We start from the raw sequence: 14,333 nt of genomic DNA, 5'->3' as shown, positions 1-14,333 counted from the left end.
CTTCCGCGCTTACAGCTTGCTCTGCGAGACATGCAGGATCAGGTCATTGACCGACAGGTGCATTTTCTCGACGAAGGCTTGCGGATACAGGCCCATGCCCAGCACCGCGATGGCCAGGATGGCCAGTACCAGGAATTCGCGCTTGTTGACGTCGGACAGCTCCGCCACATGGCTGTTGCCCACATCGCCGAAGATCACGCGCTTGTACATCCACAAGGTATAGGCCGCGCCGAAGATCAGCGTGGTGGCGGCCAAGGCCGCGTACCAGAAGTTCACCTGCACCGCGCCCATGATCACCATGAACTCGCCGACGAAGCCGGAGGTGGCCGGCAGACCGGAGTTGGCCATGGCGAACAGCATCATGAAGGCCGCGAAGATCGGCATCTTGTTGGCCACGCCGCCGTAGTCGGCGATATTGCGGCTGTGCACGCGGTCGTACATCACGCCGATGCAGAAGAACATCGCGGCGGACACGAAGCCGTGGGACACCATCTGCACCAGCGCGCCTTCAACCGCCCACTGGTTCAGTTCGGAACCGGTGAACAGGAACAGACCCAGAGTGACGAAGCCCATGTGCGAAATAGACGAATAAGCCACCAGCTTCTTCATGTCGGACTGCACCAGCGCCACCAGACCGATGTAAACCACCGCCACCAGCGACAGCGCCACCATCACGCCGGACAGCTCGCGCGCGGCGTCGGGCAGGATGGGCAGCACGAACCGCAGGAAGCCGTAGGCGCCGATCTTCAGCGTGATCGCGGCCAGCACCATGGAGCCGCCGGTTGGCGCTTCCACGTGAGCGTCCGGCAACCAGGTGTGCACCGGCCACATCGGCACCTTCACCGCGAAGGACAGGAAGAAGGCGACGAAGAGCAGGATCTGCACCGTCAGCGGGATCTTGGCGATGTCGTGGAAAGCCTGGATGTCGAAGGACTTGCCGGCCTGGAAGTACAGGTAGATCAAGGCCACCAGCATCAGCAGCGAGCCCAGCAGGGTGTAAAGGAAGAACTTGATCGACGCGTACACGCGACGCGGGCCGCCCCAGACGCCGATGATCAGATACATCGGAATCAGCATGCCTTCAAAGAAGACATAGAACAGGATGGCGTCCAACGCGGCGAAAGCGCCGTTGATCAAGCCGGACATGATCAGGAAGGCGGCCATGTACTGCGACACGCGCTTCTGGATCACCTGCCAGCCGGCCACCACCACCAGCAGAGTGGTGAAGCTGTTGAGCACCACGAACAGCATCGAGATGCCGTCCACGCCCAAGTGGTAGTTGATGCCGAGGGACTCAATCCACGGCTTCATCTCGACGAACTGCATGCCGCCGCTGAGATTGTTGAATTCAGTGAACAGCGGCAGCGACAGCAGGAAGCCCGCCAGGGCCCCCGCCGCGGCCAGCCAGCGCGCCAGCGTGGCCCGCTGATCGCCCCCGGTTGCCAGCACCAGCAACCCGGCCGCTATCGGGGCCCAGATCACCAGAGTCAATAGATTTGTGAACATAGTCAAACCCAAGTTGTTATTCCAATCCCGGAGTCCGGGCTCAACGCCAGATCAGCGGCCAGAACCACATCGTCATCAGCGCCAGCACCCCGATGATCATCGCGGTGGCGTAGCTGTAGATGAAGCCGGTTTGCGCGCGGCGGATGAAGCCGGAGAACGTCGCCACCAGCTTGGCGGTGCCGTTCACTACCAGACCATCGATCAGCAACATGTCGCCCACCTTCCAGAAGAAGGTACCCAGAGCCCGAGAGCCCTTGGCGAACACGGCGAAGTAGATCTCGTCCAGGTAGTACTTGTTTTCCAGGACCTTGTTCACCAGGCTGAACTTCTGCTTGATGGCGGCCGGAATCTGCGGCGCCTTCATGTAGAAGAACCAGGCGGTGGCCACGCCGGCCAGCGCCAGCCACAGCGGCAGCGTGCTCAGCGAATGCACGCCCATGGCGGCGGCGCCATGGAACTCGCGGGCGATCTCTTCCATCGCCGGGTGCAGTTCATGGTTGACGGTGATCACGCCCTTGAAGAAGTCGCCGTACAGCAGCGGCTCGATCGCGAAGTAACCCACCAGCACCGACGGAATCGCCAGCAGCACCAGCGGCAGGGTCACCACCCACGGGGACTCGTGCGGCTTATCGTTCGGGCCCAGGCCATGGTGATGATCGTGATCGTCATGACCATGGTCGTGATGATCGTCCTTCTTCTCCATCCAGCGCTCCTTGCCATGGAAGACCAGGAAGTACATGCGGAAGGAGTAGAAGGCGGTCACGAACACACCGGCGATCACCGCGAAGTAGGCGAAACCGGCCGCGGACAGATTGGACGCGTGCACCGCCTCGATGATGGAGTCCTTGGAGTAGAAGCCGGAGAAGAACGGCGTGCCGATCAAGGCCAGCGAACCCAAGAGCGAAGTCAGCCAGGTGATGGGCATGTACTTGCGCAGGCCGCCCATATTGCGCATGTCCTGATCGTGATGCATGCCGATGATCACCGAACCCGCCGCCAGGAACAGCAGCGCCTTGAAGAAGGCGTGGGTCATCACATGGAACATCGCCACCGAGTAGGCCGAGGCGCCCAGCGCCACGGTCATGTAACCCAGTTGCGACAGCGTGGAGTAAGCCACCACGCGCTTGATGTCGTTCTGGACGATGCCGAGGAAGCCCATGAACAGCGCGGTGATGGAACCAGCGACCATGATCACGTTCAACGCGGTGTCGGATAGTTCGAACAGGGGGCTCATCCGCGACACCATGAAGATGCCGGCGGTCACCATGGTGGCCGCGTGAATCAGCGCCGAGATCGGGGTTGGGCCTTCCATCGAGTCCGGCAGCCACACATGCAACGGGAACTGCGCCGATTTGCCCATCGCGCCGATGAACAAGAGGATGCAGGTCACGCTCAGCAGCGACCATTCGGTGCCCGGAATCAGGCTGATGGTCTTGTTAGCCAGCGCCGGAGCGGCGGCGAACACATCGCTGTAGTTCAGCGAGCCGCCGAAATAAGCCAGCACCAGGCCGATGCCCAGCAGGAAGCCGAAGTCGCCGACGCGGTTGACCAGGAAAGCCTTCAGGTTGGCGAAGATCGCGGTCGGACGCTTGAACCAGAAGCCGATCAGCAGGTAGGACACCAGGCCCACCGCTTCCCAACCGAAGAACAGCTGGATGAAGTTGTTGCTCATCACCAGCATCAGCATCGAGAAGGTAAACAGCGAGATATAACTGAAGAAGCGCTGATAGCCCGGGTCTTCCTGCATGTAGCCGATGGTGTAAATGTGCACCATCAGCGACACGCTGGTGACCACCACCAGCATCATCGCGGTCAGCGAATCCACCAGGAAGCCCACCGAGAACTCGTAGCCTCCCACTGTCAGCCAGGTGTAAACCGGACCGTTGAACACTTCAGCCTGCCCGGTCAGGAAGGCGTGAAGCACCTTGAGCGACAGCGCGGCGGACAGCGCCACGCCGGCTATCGTCACGACGTGCGAAGCGCGCCGGCCGATGGCCCATCCAAATAGGCCTGCAATGATGGAACCCGCCAGCGGGGCGAGTGCAATCAGCAGGTATAAGCTCTTCATATCCATGCTTGTGTGCTTTGTGTAGGTTCCGGTTTGCCTTAGCCTTTGAGGCTGCCCAAGTCTTCAACGTTGATGGTGCGCAGATTGCGGAACAGCACCACCAGAATGGCGAGACCGATCGCGGCTTCGGCCGCAGCCACCGTCAGGATGAAGAATACGAAGATCTGGCCCGCCGTATCCGACAGGTAATGCGAGAACGCGATGAAATTGAAGTTCACCGCGAGCAGCATCAGCTCGATGGCCATCAGCAGCACGATCAGATTTTTCCGGTTCAGGAAAACGCCTAGCACGCCGATGGCAAACAGGATTGCGGCCAGCACCAGGAAGTGAGTCAGTGTCAGCACATTTCCTCCCTTATGTTGATTGGCCGTCAGGCCTGTTGCTTACCGGATTCGGCCTCGGAGGCCTCCTCCACCGTGGATTCTTCAGCAGGCTGTTCGGCCTGCATTTTCACCAGTCGCACGCGGTCGTTGCGCTTGACCTTGACCTGCAGCGCCGGATCGATCGCCTTGGTGTCCTTGCGGCTGCGCATGGTCAGGCCGATGGCGGCCACCATGGCCAGCAGCAGCACCACCGCCGCCACTTCGAAAGGCAGCAGATAAGTGGTGTACAGCTGACGACCCAGCACTTTGACGTTGCTGAAGTCGGCCGCCAGCGGCGCGGCGGCCTGGTAGGCGTCAAGCCTGGCGCTGGGGCTGGCCAGAATCATCGCCATTTCAAACACCATGATGATGCCGACGGCGGCGGCGACCGGAAGATTCTTCCAGAAGCCCTCGCGTAGTTTCTCGATGTTGATGTCCAGCATCATCACCACAAACAGGAACAACACCATCACCGCGCCCACATACACCACCACGAGGGTGATGGCCAGGAACTCGGCCTCCATCAACAGCCACAGACCGGCGCTGTTGAAGAAGGCCAGCACCAGGAACAGTGCGGCGTGAATCGGGTTCTTGGCCGTCACCACGCGGATACCCGCGAACACCAGGATGGCGGACAGAACATAGAAGACAAACATTGTGAAGTTCATGACCCCCCCTTAGCGATACTTGGCGTCGGCCGCCTTGTTGGCGGCGATCTCGGCTTCGTACTTGTCGCCGATCGCCAGCAGCATCGGCTTGGTGTAGTACAGATCGCCACGTTTTTCGCCGTGGTATTCGAAGATGTGGGTTTCCACGATGGCGTCCACCGGACAGGCTTCCTCGCAGAAGCCGCAGAAGATGCACTTGGTCAGATCGATGTCGTAGCGCGTGGTGCGGCGGGTGCCGTCATCGCGCTGTTCGGACTCGATGCTGATCGCCATCGCCGGGCACACCGCCTCGCACAGCTTGCAGGCGATGCAGCGTTCTTCGCCGTTGGCGTAGCGGCGCTGAGCGTGCAGGCCGCGGAAGCGCGGCGAAATCGGCGTCTTCTCTTCGGGGAACTGAACCGTGATCTTGCGGGCGAAGAAGTAGCGGCCAGTGACCATCAGGCCCTTGACCAGCTCCACCAGCAGGAAGGTCTTGAAAAAGTTTCGGATCGAATTCATCTTTTCACCTATCCCCGTCTCAGTGCCACAAGGACAGCGGGGTCATCATCCAGACGCCCACCACCAGGATCCACACCAGGGTCACCGGGATGAACACCTTCCAGCCCAGACGCATGATTTGGTCATAGCGATAACGCGGGAAGGTGGCGCGGAACCACAGGAAGCAGAACAGCACCATGGCTACCTTGAGCGCCAGCCAGAAGAAACCGCCCGCGCCCAAAATGCCCCAGGACGCCGGGAACGGCGACAGCCAGCCGCCGAGGAACAGCAGCGAGGTCAGCGCGGCAACCAGAATCATGTTGGCGTATTCGGCCAGGAAGAAGATGGCGAAGGCCATGCCCGAGTACTCAACGTGGAAACCGGCCACGATCTCGGATTCGCCCTCGGCCACGTCAAACGGCGCGCGGTTGGTTTCGGCCACGCCGGAAATCAGGTAGACCACGAACAGCGGGAACAGCGGCAGCCAGTTCCACGACAGCACGGAACCGCCCGCCATGCCCTGCCCTTGCTGCTGGACGATCACCACCAGGTTCAGGCTGCTGGACACCATCAGCACGCCGATCAGCGCGAAGCCCATCGCCAGTTCGTAAGACACGATCTGAGCGGCGGAACGCATGGCGCCGAGGAAGGAGTACTTGGAGTTGCCCGCCCAGCCGGCGATGATCACGCCGTAAACCCCCATCGAGGTCAGCGCCAGGATGTAGAGCAGCGAGGCGTTGACGTTGGCCAGCACCAGCTTGTCGGTGAAGGGAATCACCGCCCAGGCCGCCAACGCCGGAGCGATGGACAGCACCGGCGCCAGCAGGAACAGGCCCTTGCTGGAGTTGGTGGGCAGGATGATTTCCTTCATCAGCAGCTTGACCGCGTCGGCGATGGGCTGCAGCAGGCCCAGCGGACCTACCCGGTTGGGGCCGATGCGGATCTGCATGAAGCCGATGACCTTGCGCTCGGCATAGGTCAGGTAGGCGACGCACAGCAGCATCGGCAATACGATGGCGATGATCTTCAACAGGGTCCAAACCACGAGCCCCGCGTCAGTGCCAAGAATACCTTGCAAGAACTCCATGCTTTACCCCTGGGTGATCTCGATAGCGTCGAACATGCCGCCCAGCGCCAGCGTGGCGGCGTGAGCGGTGGCGATGCGGACCGTATCCTGCGGCAGGCTGTCGTCGGCGACGATGCGCACGCGCGCCTGGCCGGAACCCTGGCTCAGCAATGCGGTGCTGTCGACGGCAATGCCCAGCTTCTGCAGCAGGCCGCTGTGAGCGGAAGCCACCGGCTCGGCCGCATCGCGGGTCTGTTGCAGCGACTTGGCGCGGCGGCAGATGGCGTCGGCCTGATACAGCGGCACTTCGCCGATACGGCTCAGACCGGCAGCAGCGGTAGCGGCGACGTTCAGCTGGCTCAGCGCGTTGTTCAGACGCGCGGCGATGTCGCCCTTGGCCAACAGCTCGGCGCGTACTTCCTCCGCGCTGTTGAACTCAAAGCCGGACAGATTCAGCATATTGCCCAGTACCCGCAGCACTTTCCAGGCCGGGCGCGCTTCGCCCAACGGACGCACCACGCCGTTGAACGGCTGCAGCTTGCCTTCCATATTGACGAAGGAACCGGCGGTTTCGGAGAACGGCGCGATCGGCAGCAGCACGTCGGCGTAATCCAGCAAACCCTGGCCCTTGAACGCGGTCAACGCGATCACGGTGGCGGCCTGCTTCATCGCCGCGACGGCGGCCTGCGGGTTGTAGCTGTCGAACTCGACTTCGGTGTTCAGCAGCACGTAAGCCTTCTTCGGCTGCGCGATCATCGCGGCGGCGTTGGCGCCCGCGCCTTGCGGCAGCGCGCCCGCCAGTTCCGCGCCCACGCTGTTGGCGGCCTCGGACAGCACGCCGAAGCTGGCGCCGCTCAGGCGCGAGATCTCCTGCGCCACGGACAGCAGCTGGCTGAACGCCGGATGATGCTGAGCCACATTGCCCAGCACCACGGCGGCGGTTTCCGCGCCGCTCAGGCTTTCGGCGATGCGGCGCGCCTCGGCGGAGACTTCCACCGCGGACAGATCAACGGAGGTTTCACCGCCCTTGATTTCCGCCACAGCCTTCAGCACCTGAGCGAAGCCGTTGACCAGCGCCAGCGGCGACACGATCAGCTTGGCGTTGATCTTGATCAGCAGGTCGTCGTCGGCGACGTGGATAATATTAAGCTCGCTGCCTTTTTTGGCCGCGGTGCGGAGGCGCGAAGTCAGCAGAGGCTGTTCCTTGCGCAGCGTGGAGCCCACCACCAGTACCGACTTGGCCGCGGCCAGATCGGAAATGCTGGAGCCCAGCCATTCCGCGCCTTGCTTGGCCGCATCGGCGGCGAAGTCGCTGCGGCGCAGGCGGTAATCAATGCTTTCCACGCCGAAGGCGCGCGCCAGCTTCTGCGCCAGATACAGCTCTTCGGTGGTGGAGTGCGGGCTGGTCAGGAAACCGATGGCGTCCTTGCCGTGATCGGCGGACACGCCGTTCAGGCCCTTGACCACGTAATTGAGCGCGGTCTCCCAATCGGTTTCGTGCCACTTGCCGTCAAACTTGATCATCGGCTGCTTCAGACGCTCGGCCGAGTTCAAGCCCTCGTAGGAGAAGCGGTCGCGGTCGGCGATCCAGCACTCGTTGATGGCTTCGTTTTCCAGCGGCAGCACGCGCATCACTTCATTGCTCTTGACCTGAACGATCAGGTTGGAACCCAGGCCGTCGTGCGGGCTGACCGATTTGCGGCGCGACAGCTCCCAGGCGCGGGTGCTGTAGCGGAACGGCTTGGAGGTCAGCGCGCCCACCGGGCACAGATCGATGACGTTGCCGGAGATTTCCGAATCCACGGTCTTGCCGAGGAAGGGCAGAATCTCGGAGAACTCGCCGCGATGAGCCATGCCGATTTCCTGGAAGCCGCCGACTTCCTCGGTAAAGCGCACGCAGCGTGTGCAGTGAATGCAGCGCGACATTTCTTCCGCCGAGACCAGCGGGCCCATGTCCTTGCCCACCACCACGCGCTTTTCTTCCTGATAGCGCGAGGAGGAGTTGCCGTAGCCCACGGCCAGATCCTGCAGCTGACATTCGCCGCCTTGGTCGCAGATCGGGCAATCCAGCGGGTGGTTGATCAGCAGGAACTCCATCACGCCCGCCTGGGCCTTCTTGGCCATGTCGGAGTGGGTATGGACCTTCATGCCGTCGGTCACCGGGGTGGCGCAAGCCGGCAGCGGCTTGGGCGCCTTCTCCACTTCCACCAGGCACATGCGGCAGTTGGCCGCGATGGACAGCTTCTTGTGGTAGCAGAAGTGCGGAATGTACGTGCCCACCGAGTGGGCCGCTTCCATGACGGTGCTGCCTTGCGGGACCGTCAGTTTTTTTCCGTCGATTTCGATTTCAAGCATCGCTCAACACCATTTGTGGTCCACCAAGGTCTTTCCGTGTTCGATCGCGTACTCGAACTCGTGACGGAAATGCTTGGTGAAACTGCGAACCGGGAACACGGCGGCGTCGGCCAGCGCACAGATAGTGCGGCCCGCCATGTTGTTGCCCACGGAATCCAGAAGCTCCAGATCGCCCGGACGGCCCTGGCCGTTGGCGATGCGGTGGATCACACGGTACAGCCAACCGGTGCCTTCTCGGCACGGCGTGCACTGGCCGCAGGATTCTTCGTGGTAGAAGTAGGCCAGACGCTCCAGCGCCTTGATCATGCACACGTCTTCATTCATCACGATGACAGCGCCGGAACCCAGCATCGAGCCGGCTTTGGCGATACTGTCGTAGTCCATCGTGCATTGCATCATGACGTCGGCGGGCAGAATGGGCGCGGACGAACCGCCCGGAATCACCGCCTTGAGCTTCTTGCCGTCGCGCATGCCGCCGGCCATTTCCAGCAGCTCGGAGAACGGAGTGCCCAGCGGGATCTCGTAGTTGCCCGGACGGTTCACATGGCCGGAGACCGAGAACAGCTTGGTGCCGCCGTTGTTCGGCTTGCCCTTTTCCAGGAACGGCTGCGCGCCGTCGCGGATGATGAAGGGCACCGAGGCGAACGATTCGGTGTTGTTGATGGTGGTCGGCTTGCCGTACAGGCCGAAGCTGGCCGGGAACGGCGGCTTGAAACGCGGTTGTCCCTTCTTGCCTTCCAGCGACTCCAGCAGCGCGGTTTCCTCGCCGCAGATGTAGGCGCCGTAGCCATGATGGGCGAACAGGTCGAAGTTGAAGCCGGAGCCCAGAATGTTCTGTCCCAGCAGACCCGCTTTGCGCGCCTCATCCAGCGCTTCTTCGAAACGCTCGTATTCGGCGAAGATTTCACCGTGGATGTAGTTGTAGCCGGCCTTGGTGCCCATCGCGTAACCGGCGATGATCATGCCTTCGATCAGCGAATGCGGATTGAAGCGCAGGATGTCGCGGTCCTTGAAGGTGCCCGGCTCGCCCTCGTCTGTATTGCAAACGACGTATTTGTCGCCCGGGAACGAACGCGGCATGAAGCTCCACTTCAGGCCGGTGGGGAAACCCGCGCCGCCGCGGCCGCGCAGGCCGGAGTTTTTCACTTCGGCGATCACGTCTTCCTGGGCCATCTTGCTGTCCAGAATGCGGCGCAGCGCCTGGTAGCCGCCGCGCGCCTCGTAGGCGCTCAGTTGCCAGCAATTGGGATCGGAAGTGTCGACGCCATCGAAAATCACGCCATTGACGAAGATTGCCATTATTTCAGCTCCGCCAGTTTCTTATCGATTGCTTCGGGCGTCATGAAGCTGCACATCTTGTGGTTGTTGACCAGCAAGACCGGCGCGTCGCCACAGGCCCCCATGCACTCCCCTTCCAGCAAGGTGTACTTGCCGTCCGCGCTGGTTTCGCCGATGGCGATGCCCAGCTTCTTGGAGATGTACTCAGCCGCGTTGACGCCGCCGGACAAGGCACAGGGCAAGTTGGTGCAGACAGTGATCTTGTACTGCCCAACCGGCTTCATGTCGTACATATTGTAGAAAGTGGCGACTTCGTAAGCGGCTACCGGCGGAATCTGCAGGTAGTTGGCGACGAATTCGATCACCTCGGTATTCAGGCAACGCTCCTCCGGAGCGGAGCCCGCTTCGCGACGTTCAGTCAGCGCGATGCGCAAGGCGCCCATCACCGCGGACCGTTTCTGGTCTGCGGGATATTTGGCGACTTCGCGATCGATTTTGGCTAGCGATTCAGCGGACAGCATCAGCGGTCAATCTCCCCAAACACGATATCCTGCGTACCGATGATGGCCACCACGTCGGCGATCATATGGCCCTTGGCCATCTCGTCCAGCGCCGCAAGGTGGGCGTAGCCGGGCGCGCGAATCTTCATACGGTACGGCTTGTTTGCGCCGTCGGACACCAGATAGACGCCGAACTCGCCTTTCGGGTGCTCGGTGCCCACGTAGGCCTCGCCCTCCGGCACGTGCATGCCTTCGGTAAACAGTTTGAAGTGGTGGATCAGGTCTTCCATATTGGCCTTCATGCCTTCGCGCGAAGGCGGCGCCACTTTATGGTTGTCGGTGATCACCGGGCCCGGGTTCTTACGCAGCCATTCCACGCACTGGCGGATGATGCGGTTGGACTGGCGCATCTCTTCGATGCGCACCAGGTAGCGGTCGTAGCAATCGCCGTTGACGCCCACGGGAATATCGAAGTCCAGCTTGGAATACACATCGTACGGCTGCTTCTTGCGCAAATCCCAGGCGATGCCGGAGCCGCGCAGCATCGGACCGGTCAGGCCCAGGTTCAGCGCGCGCTCGGGCGACACCACGCCGATGCCGACGGTGCGCTGCTTCCAGATGCGGTTGTCGGTCAGCAAGGTCTCGTATTCGTCGACATAAGTCGGGAAACGCTTGGTGAAATCGTCGATGAAGTCCAGCAGCGAACCCTGGCGGCCTTCGTTCAGGCGGGCCAGCTCGCGGGCGTTCTTGATCTTGGAAACGGTGTACTGCGGCATGCTGTCCGGCAGATCGCGATACACGCCGCCGGGACGGAAGTAGGCCGCGTGCAGACGCGCGCCGGACACCGCTTCGTAGCAGTCCATCAAGTCTTCGCGTTCGCGGAAGGCGTACAGGAATACAGTCATCGCGCCGATGTCGAGACCATGCGCGCCAATCCACAGCAAGTGGTTCAGCAGGCGGGTGATCTCGGCGAACATCACGCGGATGTATTGCGCGCGCTCAGGCACTTCGATGCCCAGCAGCTTCTCGATGGACAGGCAGTACGCGTGCTCGTTGCACATCATGGACACGTAGTCCAGACGGTCCATGTAAGGCAGCGACTGAATGAAGGTCTTGCTCTCGGCCAGCTTCTCGGTGCCGCGATGCAGCAGGCCGATATGCGGGTCCGCGCGCTGGACGACTTCGCCGTCCAGTTCCAGCACCAGACGCAACACACCGTGAGCGGCAGGGTGTTGCGGGCCGAAGTTGAGGGTGTAGTTACGGATTTCAGCCACCGTAGTTCTCCTCGCGAATGATGCGCGGCGTAATTTCACGCGGCTCAATGGTCACCGGCTGATAAATCACGCGCTGTTGTGTCGGGTCGTAACGCATTTCCACGTGACCGGACAGCGGGAAGTCCTTGCGGAACGGATGGCCGACGAAGCCGTAGTCGGTCAGGATGCGGCGCAGGTCAGGATGGCCGTCGAAAACGATGCCGAACAGGTCGAACGCCTCGCGCTCGAACCAGTTGGCGCCGCTCCAGACGCCCACGACCGAAGCGACCACCGGGAAGGCGTCGTCTTCGGCGAAAACGCGCAGGCGGATGCGCTGATTGTGCTTGACCGACAGCAGATGGTAGACCACGGCGAAGCGCGGACCGTCCCATACCTCGTCGCGGTACGCGCTGTAGTCCACACCGCACAAATCGATGCATTGCTCAAAAGACAGGTCGGCGTGGTCGCGCAGCGTGGTCGCCACGGCGATCAGATCCGCCGCCTTGCATACAATGGTCAGCTCTTCCAGAGCCAGCGTGCTTTGCACGAGCTTGTCGCCCAGCGCCTGCTGCACAGCCGACCCTAACGCTTCCATTTTCTTGGAGGCCATAAGTTTCTACCTTAGCGGGCGATGGTGTTGGTGCGTTTGATCTTGTTCTGCAACTGAATGATGCCGTACAGCAAGGCCTCTGCAGTTGGCGGACAGCCGGGCACGTAGACGTCGACCGGCACAATGCGGTCGCAGCCTCGCACGACTGAATAGGAATAATGGTAATAGCCGCCGCCGTTGGCACAGGACCCCATCGAGATCACCCAGCGAGGCTCGGCCATCTGGTCGTAAACCTTGCGCAGGGCCGGAGCCATCTTGTTGCACAGCGTGCCGGCCACGATCATCAGATCGGACTGGCGCGGGCTGGGACGGAACACAATGCCGAAACGGTCCAGATCGTAACGCGCCGCGCCGGCGTGCATCATCTCCACCGCGCAACAGGCCAGACCAAAGGTCATCGGCCACAGCGAACCGGTTCGGGTGTAATTGATGAGCTTGTCAGCCGTTGTGGTGACAAACCCTTTCTCCAGAATACCTTCTACTCCCATTCCAGAGCTCCTTTTTTCCACATGTAGACGAAGCCCAGGGTCAACACGCCCAGGAACTCCACCATGACGCCCAGACCATAAGTCCCCAACTCCTTCAACACCACGGCCCACGGCAGCAGGAAGGCGACCTCTAGGTCGAACAGGATGAAGAGGATGGCTATCAGATAATAGCGGACGTCAAACTTCATGCGAGCGTCTTCGAAAGCCTCGAAGCCGCACTCATACGGAGACAGTTTCTCAGGATCGGGACGATTGGGAGCCAGCAGTTTGCCCAATAAAATAGGGCCTACGCCGACCAACAGTCCGACCATGACAAACAGCAGAATGGGAAAGTAATTTTGCAGCATTTCCCGTACACCCCCACGAAATAAAGGGGGTTACCCCCCCTTTGGCTCCAAATGAAACAGGCCACCGGAGTCCCGGTGGCCTGTTTTTGAATGGTGGTGCCGACAGTGAGACTCGAACTCACACAGCTTTCGCCACTACCCCCTCAAGATAGCGTGTCTACCAATTTCACCATGTCGGCACAGCAAGCTTTAATTGTTACTCCGGTATTTTCGATGCCGTACCCGAAGCTTTATCGCTAGGCACACCGGCCGGGATTTGCGGTGCAACCTGTTCAACCTTGGCTCCCATTACGCCCAAATCGCTTTTTCCGCCCCCAGACAGAAAAACCAGAGCAAGGGAAGTCGAGAAGAACACGGCCGCTGCGACAGCGGTTGTCCTACTCAAGAAATTCGCAGAACCAGACGCGCCGAACAAGCTACCGGAAGAGCCGCTACCGAAAGCCGCCCCCATGTCCGCGCCTTTGCCGTGCTGCATCAAAACCAGCACGATAATAGTCCCTGCAGACAGGAGATTTACGATCCAAATAAGCGTCTTAATAAGTTCCATACTATATCAATTTTCCTGCGGCTTGGCAAATTGCCCTGAATGAACCGGCGTCCAGAGATGCCCCTCCAACAAGGGCTCCGTCGACATTTTCAGTCGCCAGAATCGCTTCGGCATTCTCTGCCTTGACACTGCCGCCGTAGAGGACGCGAATATTATCGGAGGCCTTGACGTTTTGCAAGCACCATTTTTTGATCGCGCCGTGGATTTCGGCGATTTGCGCCAGCGTCGCCACCTTGCCGGTGCCGATCGCCCAAACCGGTTCATAAGCCACAACGTATTCACCATGGTCTATCTCGGACAGAAGCGCAAGCTGATCTCTAATCACCTCGAGCTGACGGCCGGCTTCCCGCTCTTCCAGCGTCTCGCCCACGCACAGCACCGGCACCAGGCCGGCCGCGATGGCGTTCCGCATCTTCCGCAACAAAGCGGCGTTGCTCTCGCCGAAATACTGGCGGCGCTCCGAGTGGCCCACCAAAGTGTAGCCGCAGCCGATATCGGCCAGCATCGCGGCGCTGGTTTCGCCGGTGAAGGCGCCGTCTTGATCGAAGGCGCTGACATCCTGCGCGCACAGCCGGAGTGGCTGACCGCGCAGCCGTTCCGCCAGACCGGCCAGGTAGACGGCCGGCGCGGCCACGCCGACCCAATCGCGGTTGCTCGTCTCATCCGCCAGCAGCGCCTGCAACAGCGTCTGAGCGCTGTCGGCGCGGGTATTCATCTTCCAGTTGCCAATTACCAGCTTGCCGGCCATTTCCGCCTCCCGCGATTCTTGAATATCCGCCGATTATATCCGCAGCCGCCTTGTTGGCTC

General features: G+C 61.1%; 15 protein-coding genes and 1 tRNA gene. All 16 read right to left on the bottom strand.

Annotation, left to right across the window (positions count from 1 at the left end; genetic code table 11):
• Window positions 1-9 precede the first annotated feature (9 nt).
• The 16 genes from DXT74_RS07900 to tpiA all read right to left on the bottom strand — a co-directional run bounded on the left by DXT74_RS07900 (window position 10) and on the right by tpiA (window position 14,273).
• The gene (locus tag DXT74_RS07900) at window positions 10-1,506 is read right to left on the bottom strand and encodes an NADH-quinone oxidoreductase subunit M (RefSeq protein WP_019103712.1); all 1,497 of its coding nucleotides are present in this window, start codon (window positions 1,504-1,506) and stop codon (window positions 10-12) included.
• Between the two features lie 40 nt (window positions 1,507-1,546).
• The gene (nuoL, locus tag DXT74_RS07895) at window positions 1,547-3,580 is read right to left on the bottom strand and encodes an NADH-quinone oxidoreductase subunit L (protein ID WP_118268273.1); all 2,034 of its coding nucleotides are present in this window, start codon (window positions 3,578-3,580) and stop codon (window positions 1,547-1,549) included.
• A gap of 32 nt (window positions 3,581-3,612) precedes the next feature.
• Window positions 3,613-3,918: an NADH-quinone oxidoreductase subunit NuoK gene (nuoK, locus tag DXT74_RS07890; RefSeq protein WP_019102195.1), complete on the bottom strand. Its 306-nt coding sequence runs from the start codon at window positions 3,916-3,918 to the stop codon at window positions 3,613-3,615.
• 26 nt (window positions 3,919-3,944) lie between these two features.
• On the bottom strand, window positions 3,945-4,604 hold the full coding sequence (locus DXT74_RS07885) for an NADH-quinone oxidoreductase subunit J (protein ID WP_039755352.1): 660 nt from the start codon (window positions 4,602-4,604) through the stop codon (window positions 3,945-3,947).
• A gap of 9 nt (window positions 4,605-4,613) precedes the next feature.
• A complete protein-coding gene (gene nuoI / locus DXT74_RS07880) occupies window positions 4,614-5,102 on the bottom strand; it encodes an NADH-quinone oxidoreductase subunit NuoI (protein ID WP_019102197.1) in 489 nt (162 codons plus the stop codon).
• 19 nt (window positions 5,103-5,121) lie between these two features.
• The gene (nuoH, locus tag DXT74_RS07875; RefSeq protein ID WP_194427682.1) at window positions 5,122-6,168 is read right to left on the bottom strand and encodes an NADH-quinone oxidoreductase subunit NuoH; all 1,047 of its coding nucleotides are present in this window, start codon (window positions 6,166-6,168) and stop codon (window positions 5,122-5,124) included.
• Window positions 6,169-6,171: 3 nt separating this feature from the next.
• A complete protein-coding gene (nuoG, locus tag DXT74_RS07870) occupies window positions 6,172-8,502 on the bottom strand; it encodes an NADH-quinone oxidoreductase subunit NuoG (protein WP_081554817.1) in 2,331 nt (776 codons plus the stop codon).
• Window positions 8,503-8,505: 3 nt separating this feature from the next.
• Entirely contained in the window at window positions 8,506-9,801 is a 1,296-nt protein-coding gene (gene nuoF / locus DXT74_RS07865) for an NADH-quinone oxidoreductase subunit NuoF (RefSeq protein WP_019103467.1), read from the bottom strand.
• Entirely contained in the window at window positions 9,801-10,301 is a 501-nt protein-coding gene (nuoE, locus tag DXT74_RS07860; RefSeq protein WP_019103468.1) for an NADH-quinone oxidoreductase subunit NuoE, read from the bottom strand. The genes nuoF and nuoE overlap by 1 nt, the downstream gene beginning before the upstream one ends.
• Entirely contained in the window at window positions 10,301-11,554 is a 1,254-nt protein-coding gene (locus DXT74_RS07855) for an NADH-quinone oxidoreductase subunit D (protein WP_043590760.1), read from the bottom strand. Before DXT74_RS07855 ends, nuoE begins: the two co-directional genes overlap by 1 nt.
• Window positions 11,547-12,143 (bottom strand): NADH-quinone oxidoreductase subunit C, encoded by a 597-nt coding sequence (locus DXT74_RS07850; protein WP_019103470.1) that lies wholly within the window; start codon window positions 12,141-12,143, stop codon window positions 11,547-11,549. Before DXT74_RS07850 ends, DXT74_RS07855 begins: the two co-directional genes overlap by 8 nt.
• Before the next feature lie 11 nt (window positions 12,144-12,154).
• Window positions 12,155-12,631, bottom strand: coding sequence for an NADH-quinone oxidoreductase subunit B family protein (locus DXT74_RS07845; protein WP_019103471.1), 477 nt, complete (start codon window positions 12,629-12,631; stop codon window positions 12,155-12,157).
• Complete coding sequence (locus DXT74_RS07840; RefSeq protein WP_019103472.1) at window positions 12,622-12,978, bottom strand: NADH-quinone oxidoreductase subunit A; 357 nt, start codon at window positions 12,976-12,978, stop codon at window positions 12,622-12,624. Before DXT74_RS07840 ends, DXT74_RS07845 begins: the two co-directional genes overlap by 10 nt.
• 94 nt (window positions 12,979-13,072) lie before the next feature.
• Window positions 13,073-13,157 (bottom strand) — tRNA-Leu (locus DXT74_RS07835).
• Window positions 13,158-13,174: 17 nt separating this feature from the next.
• Complete coding sequence (gene secG / locus DXT74_RS07830) at window positions 13,175-13,525, bottom strand: preprotein translocase subunit SecG (RefSeq protein ID WP_194427681.1); 351 nt, start codon at window positions 13,523-13,525, stop codon at window positions 13,175-13,177.
• Between the two features lies 1 nt (window position 13,526).
• Window positions 13,527-14,273, bottom strand: coding sequence for a triose-phosphate isomerase (gene tpiA, locus DXT74_RS07825; RefSeq protein ID WP_043590756.1), 747 nt, complete (start codon window positions 14,271-14,273; stop codon window positions 13,527-13,529).
• Between the last annotated feature and the right edge of the window lie 60 nt (window positions 14,274-14,333).

Origin of the sequence: Chromobacterium sp. Rain0013 (genome assembly GCF_015291765.1) — a bacterium.
Taxonomy (GTDB): Bacteria; Pseudomonadota; Gammaproteobacteria; order Burkholderiales; family Chromobacteriaceae; genus Chromobacterium; species Chromobacterium haemolyticum.
This window is presented reverse-complemented; position numbering and strand designations above follow the sequence as displayed.

Bases quoted from the DNA above. Each gene is read 5' to 3' on its own strand.
- DXT74_RS07900 (WP_019103712.1), bottom strand. From the start codon at position 1,506: ATGTTCACAAATCTATTGACTCTGGTGATCTGGGCCCCGATAGCGGCC.
- nuoL (WP_118268273.1), bottom strand. From the start codon at position 3,580: ATGGATATGAAGAGCTTATACCTGCTGATTGCACTCGCCCCGCTGGCG.
- DXT74_RS07885 (WP_039755352.1), bottom strand. From the start codon at position 4,604: ATGAACTTCACAATGTTTGTCTTCTATGTTCTGTCCGCCATCCTGGTG.
- nuoI (WP_019102197.1), bottom strand. From the start codon at position 5,102: ATGAATTCGATCCGAAACTTTTTCAAGACCTTCCTGCTGGTGGAGCTG.
- nuoH (WP_194427682.1), bottom strand. From the start codon at position 6,168: ATGGAGTTCTTGCAAGGTATTCTTGGCACTGACGCGGGGCTCGTGGTT.
- nuoG (WP_081554817.1), bottom strand. From the start codon at position 8,502: ATGCTTGAAATCGAAATCGACGGAAAAAAACTGACGGTCCCGCAAGGC.
- nuoF (WP_019103467.1), bottom strand. From the start codon at position 9,801: ATGGCAATCTTCGTCAATGGCGTGATTTTCGATGGCGTCGACACTTCC.
- nuoE (WP_019103468.1), bottom strand. From the start codon at position 10,301: ATGCTGTCCGCTGAATCGCTAGCCAAAATCGATCGCGAAGTCGCCAAA.
- DXT74_RS07850 (WP_019103470.1), bottom strand. From the start codon at position 12,143: ATGGCCTCCAAGAAAATGGAAGCGTTAGGGTCGGCTGTGCAGCAGGCG.
- DXT74_RS07845 (WP_019103471.1), bottom strand. From the start codon at position 12,631: ATGGGAGTAGAAGGTATTCTGGAGAAAGGGTTTGTCACCACAACGGCT.
- DXT74_RS07840 (WP_019103472.1), bottom strand. From the start codon at position 12,978: ATGCTGCAAAATTACTTTCCCATTCTGCTGTTTGTCATGGTCGGACTG.
- secG (WP_194427681.1), bottom strand. From the start codon at position 13,525: ATGGAACTTATTAAGACGCTTATTTGGATCGTAAATCTCCTGTCTGCA.
- tpiA (WP_043590756.1), bottom strand. From the start codon at position 14,273: ATGGCCGGCAAGCTGGTAATTGGCAACTGGAAGATGAATACCCGCGCC.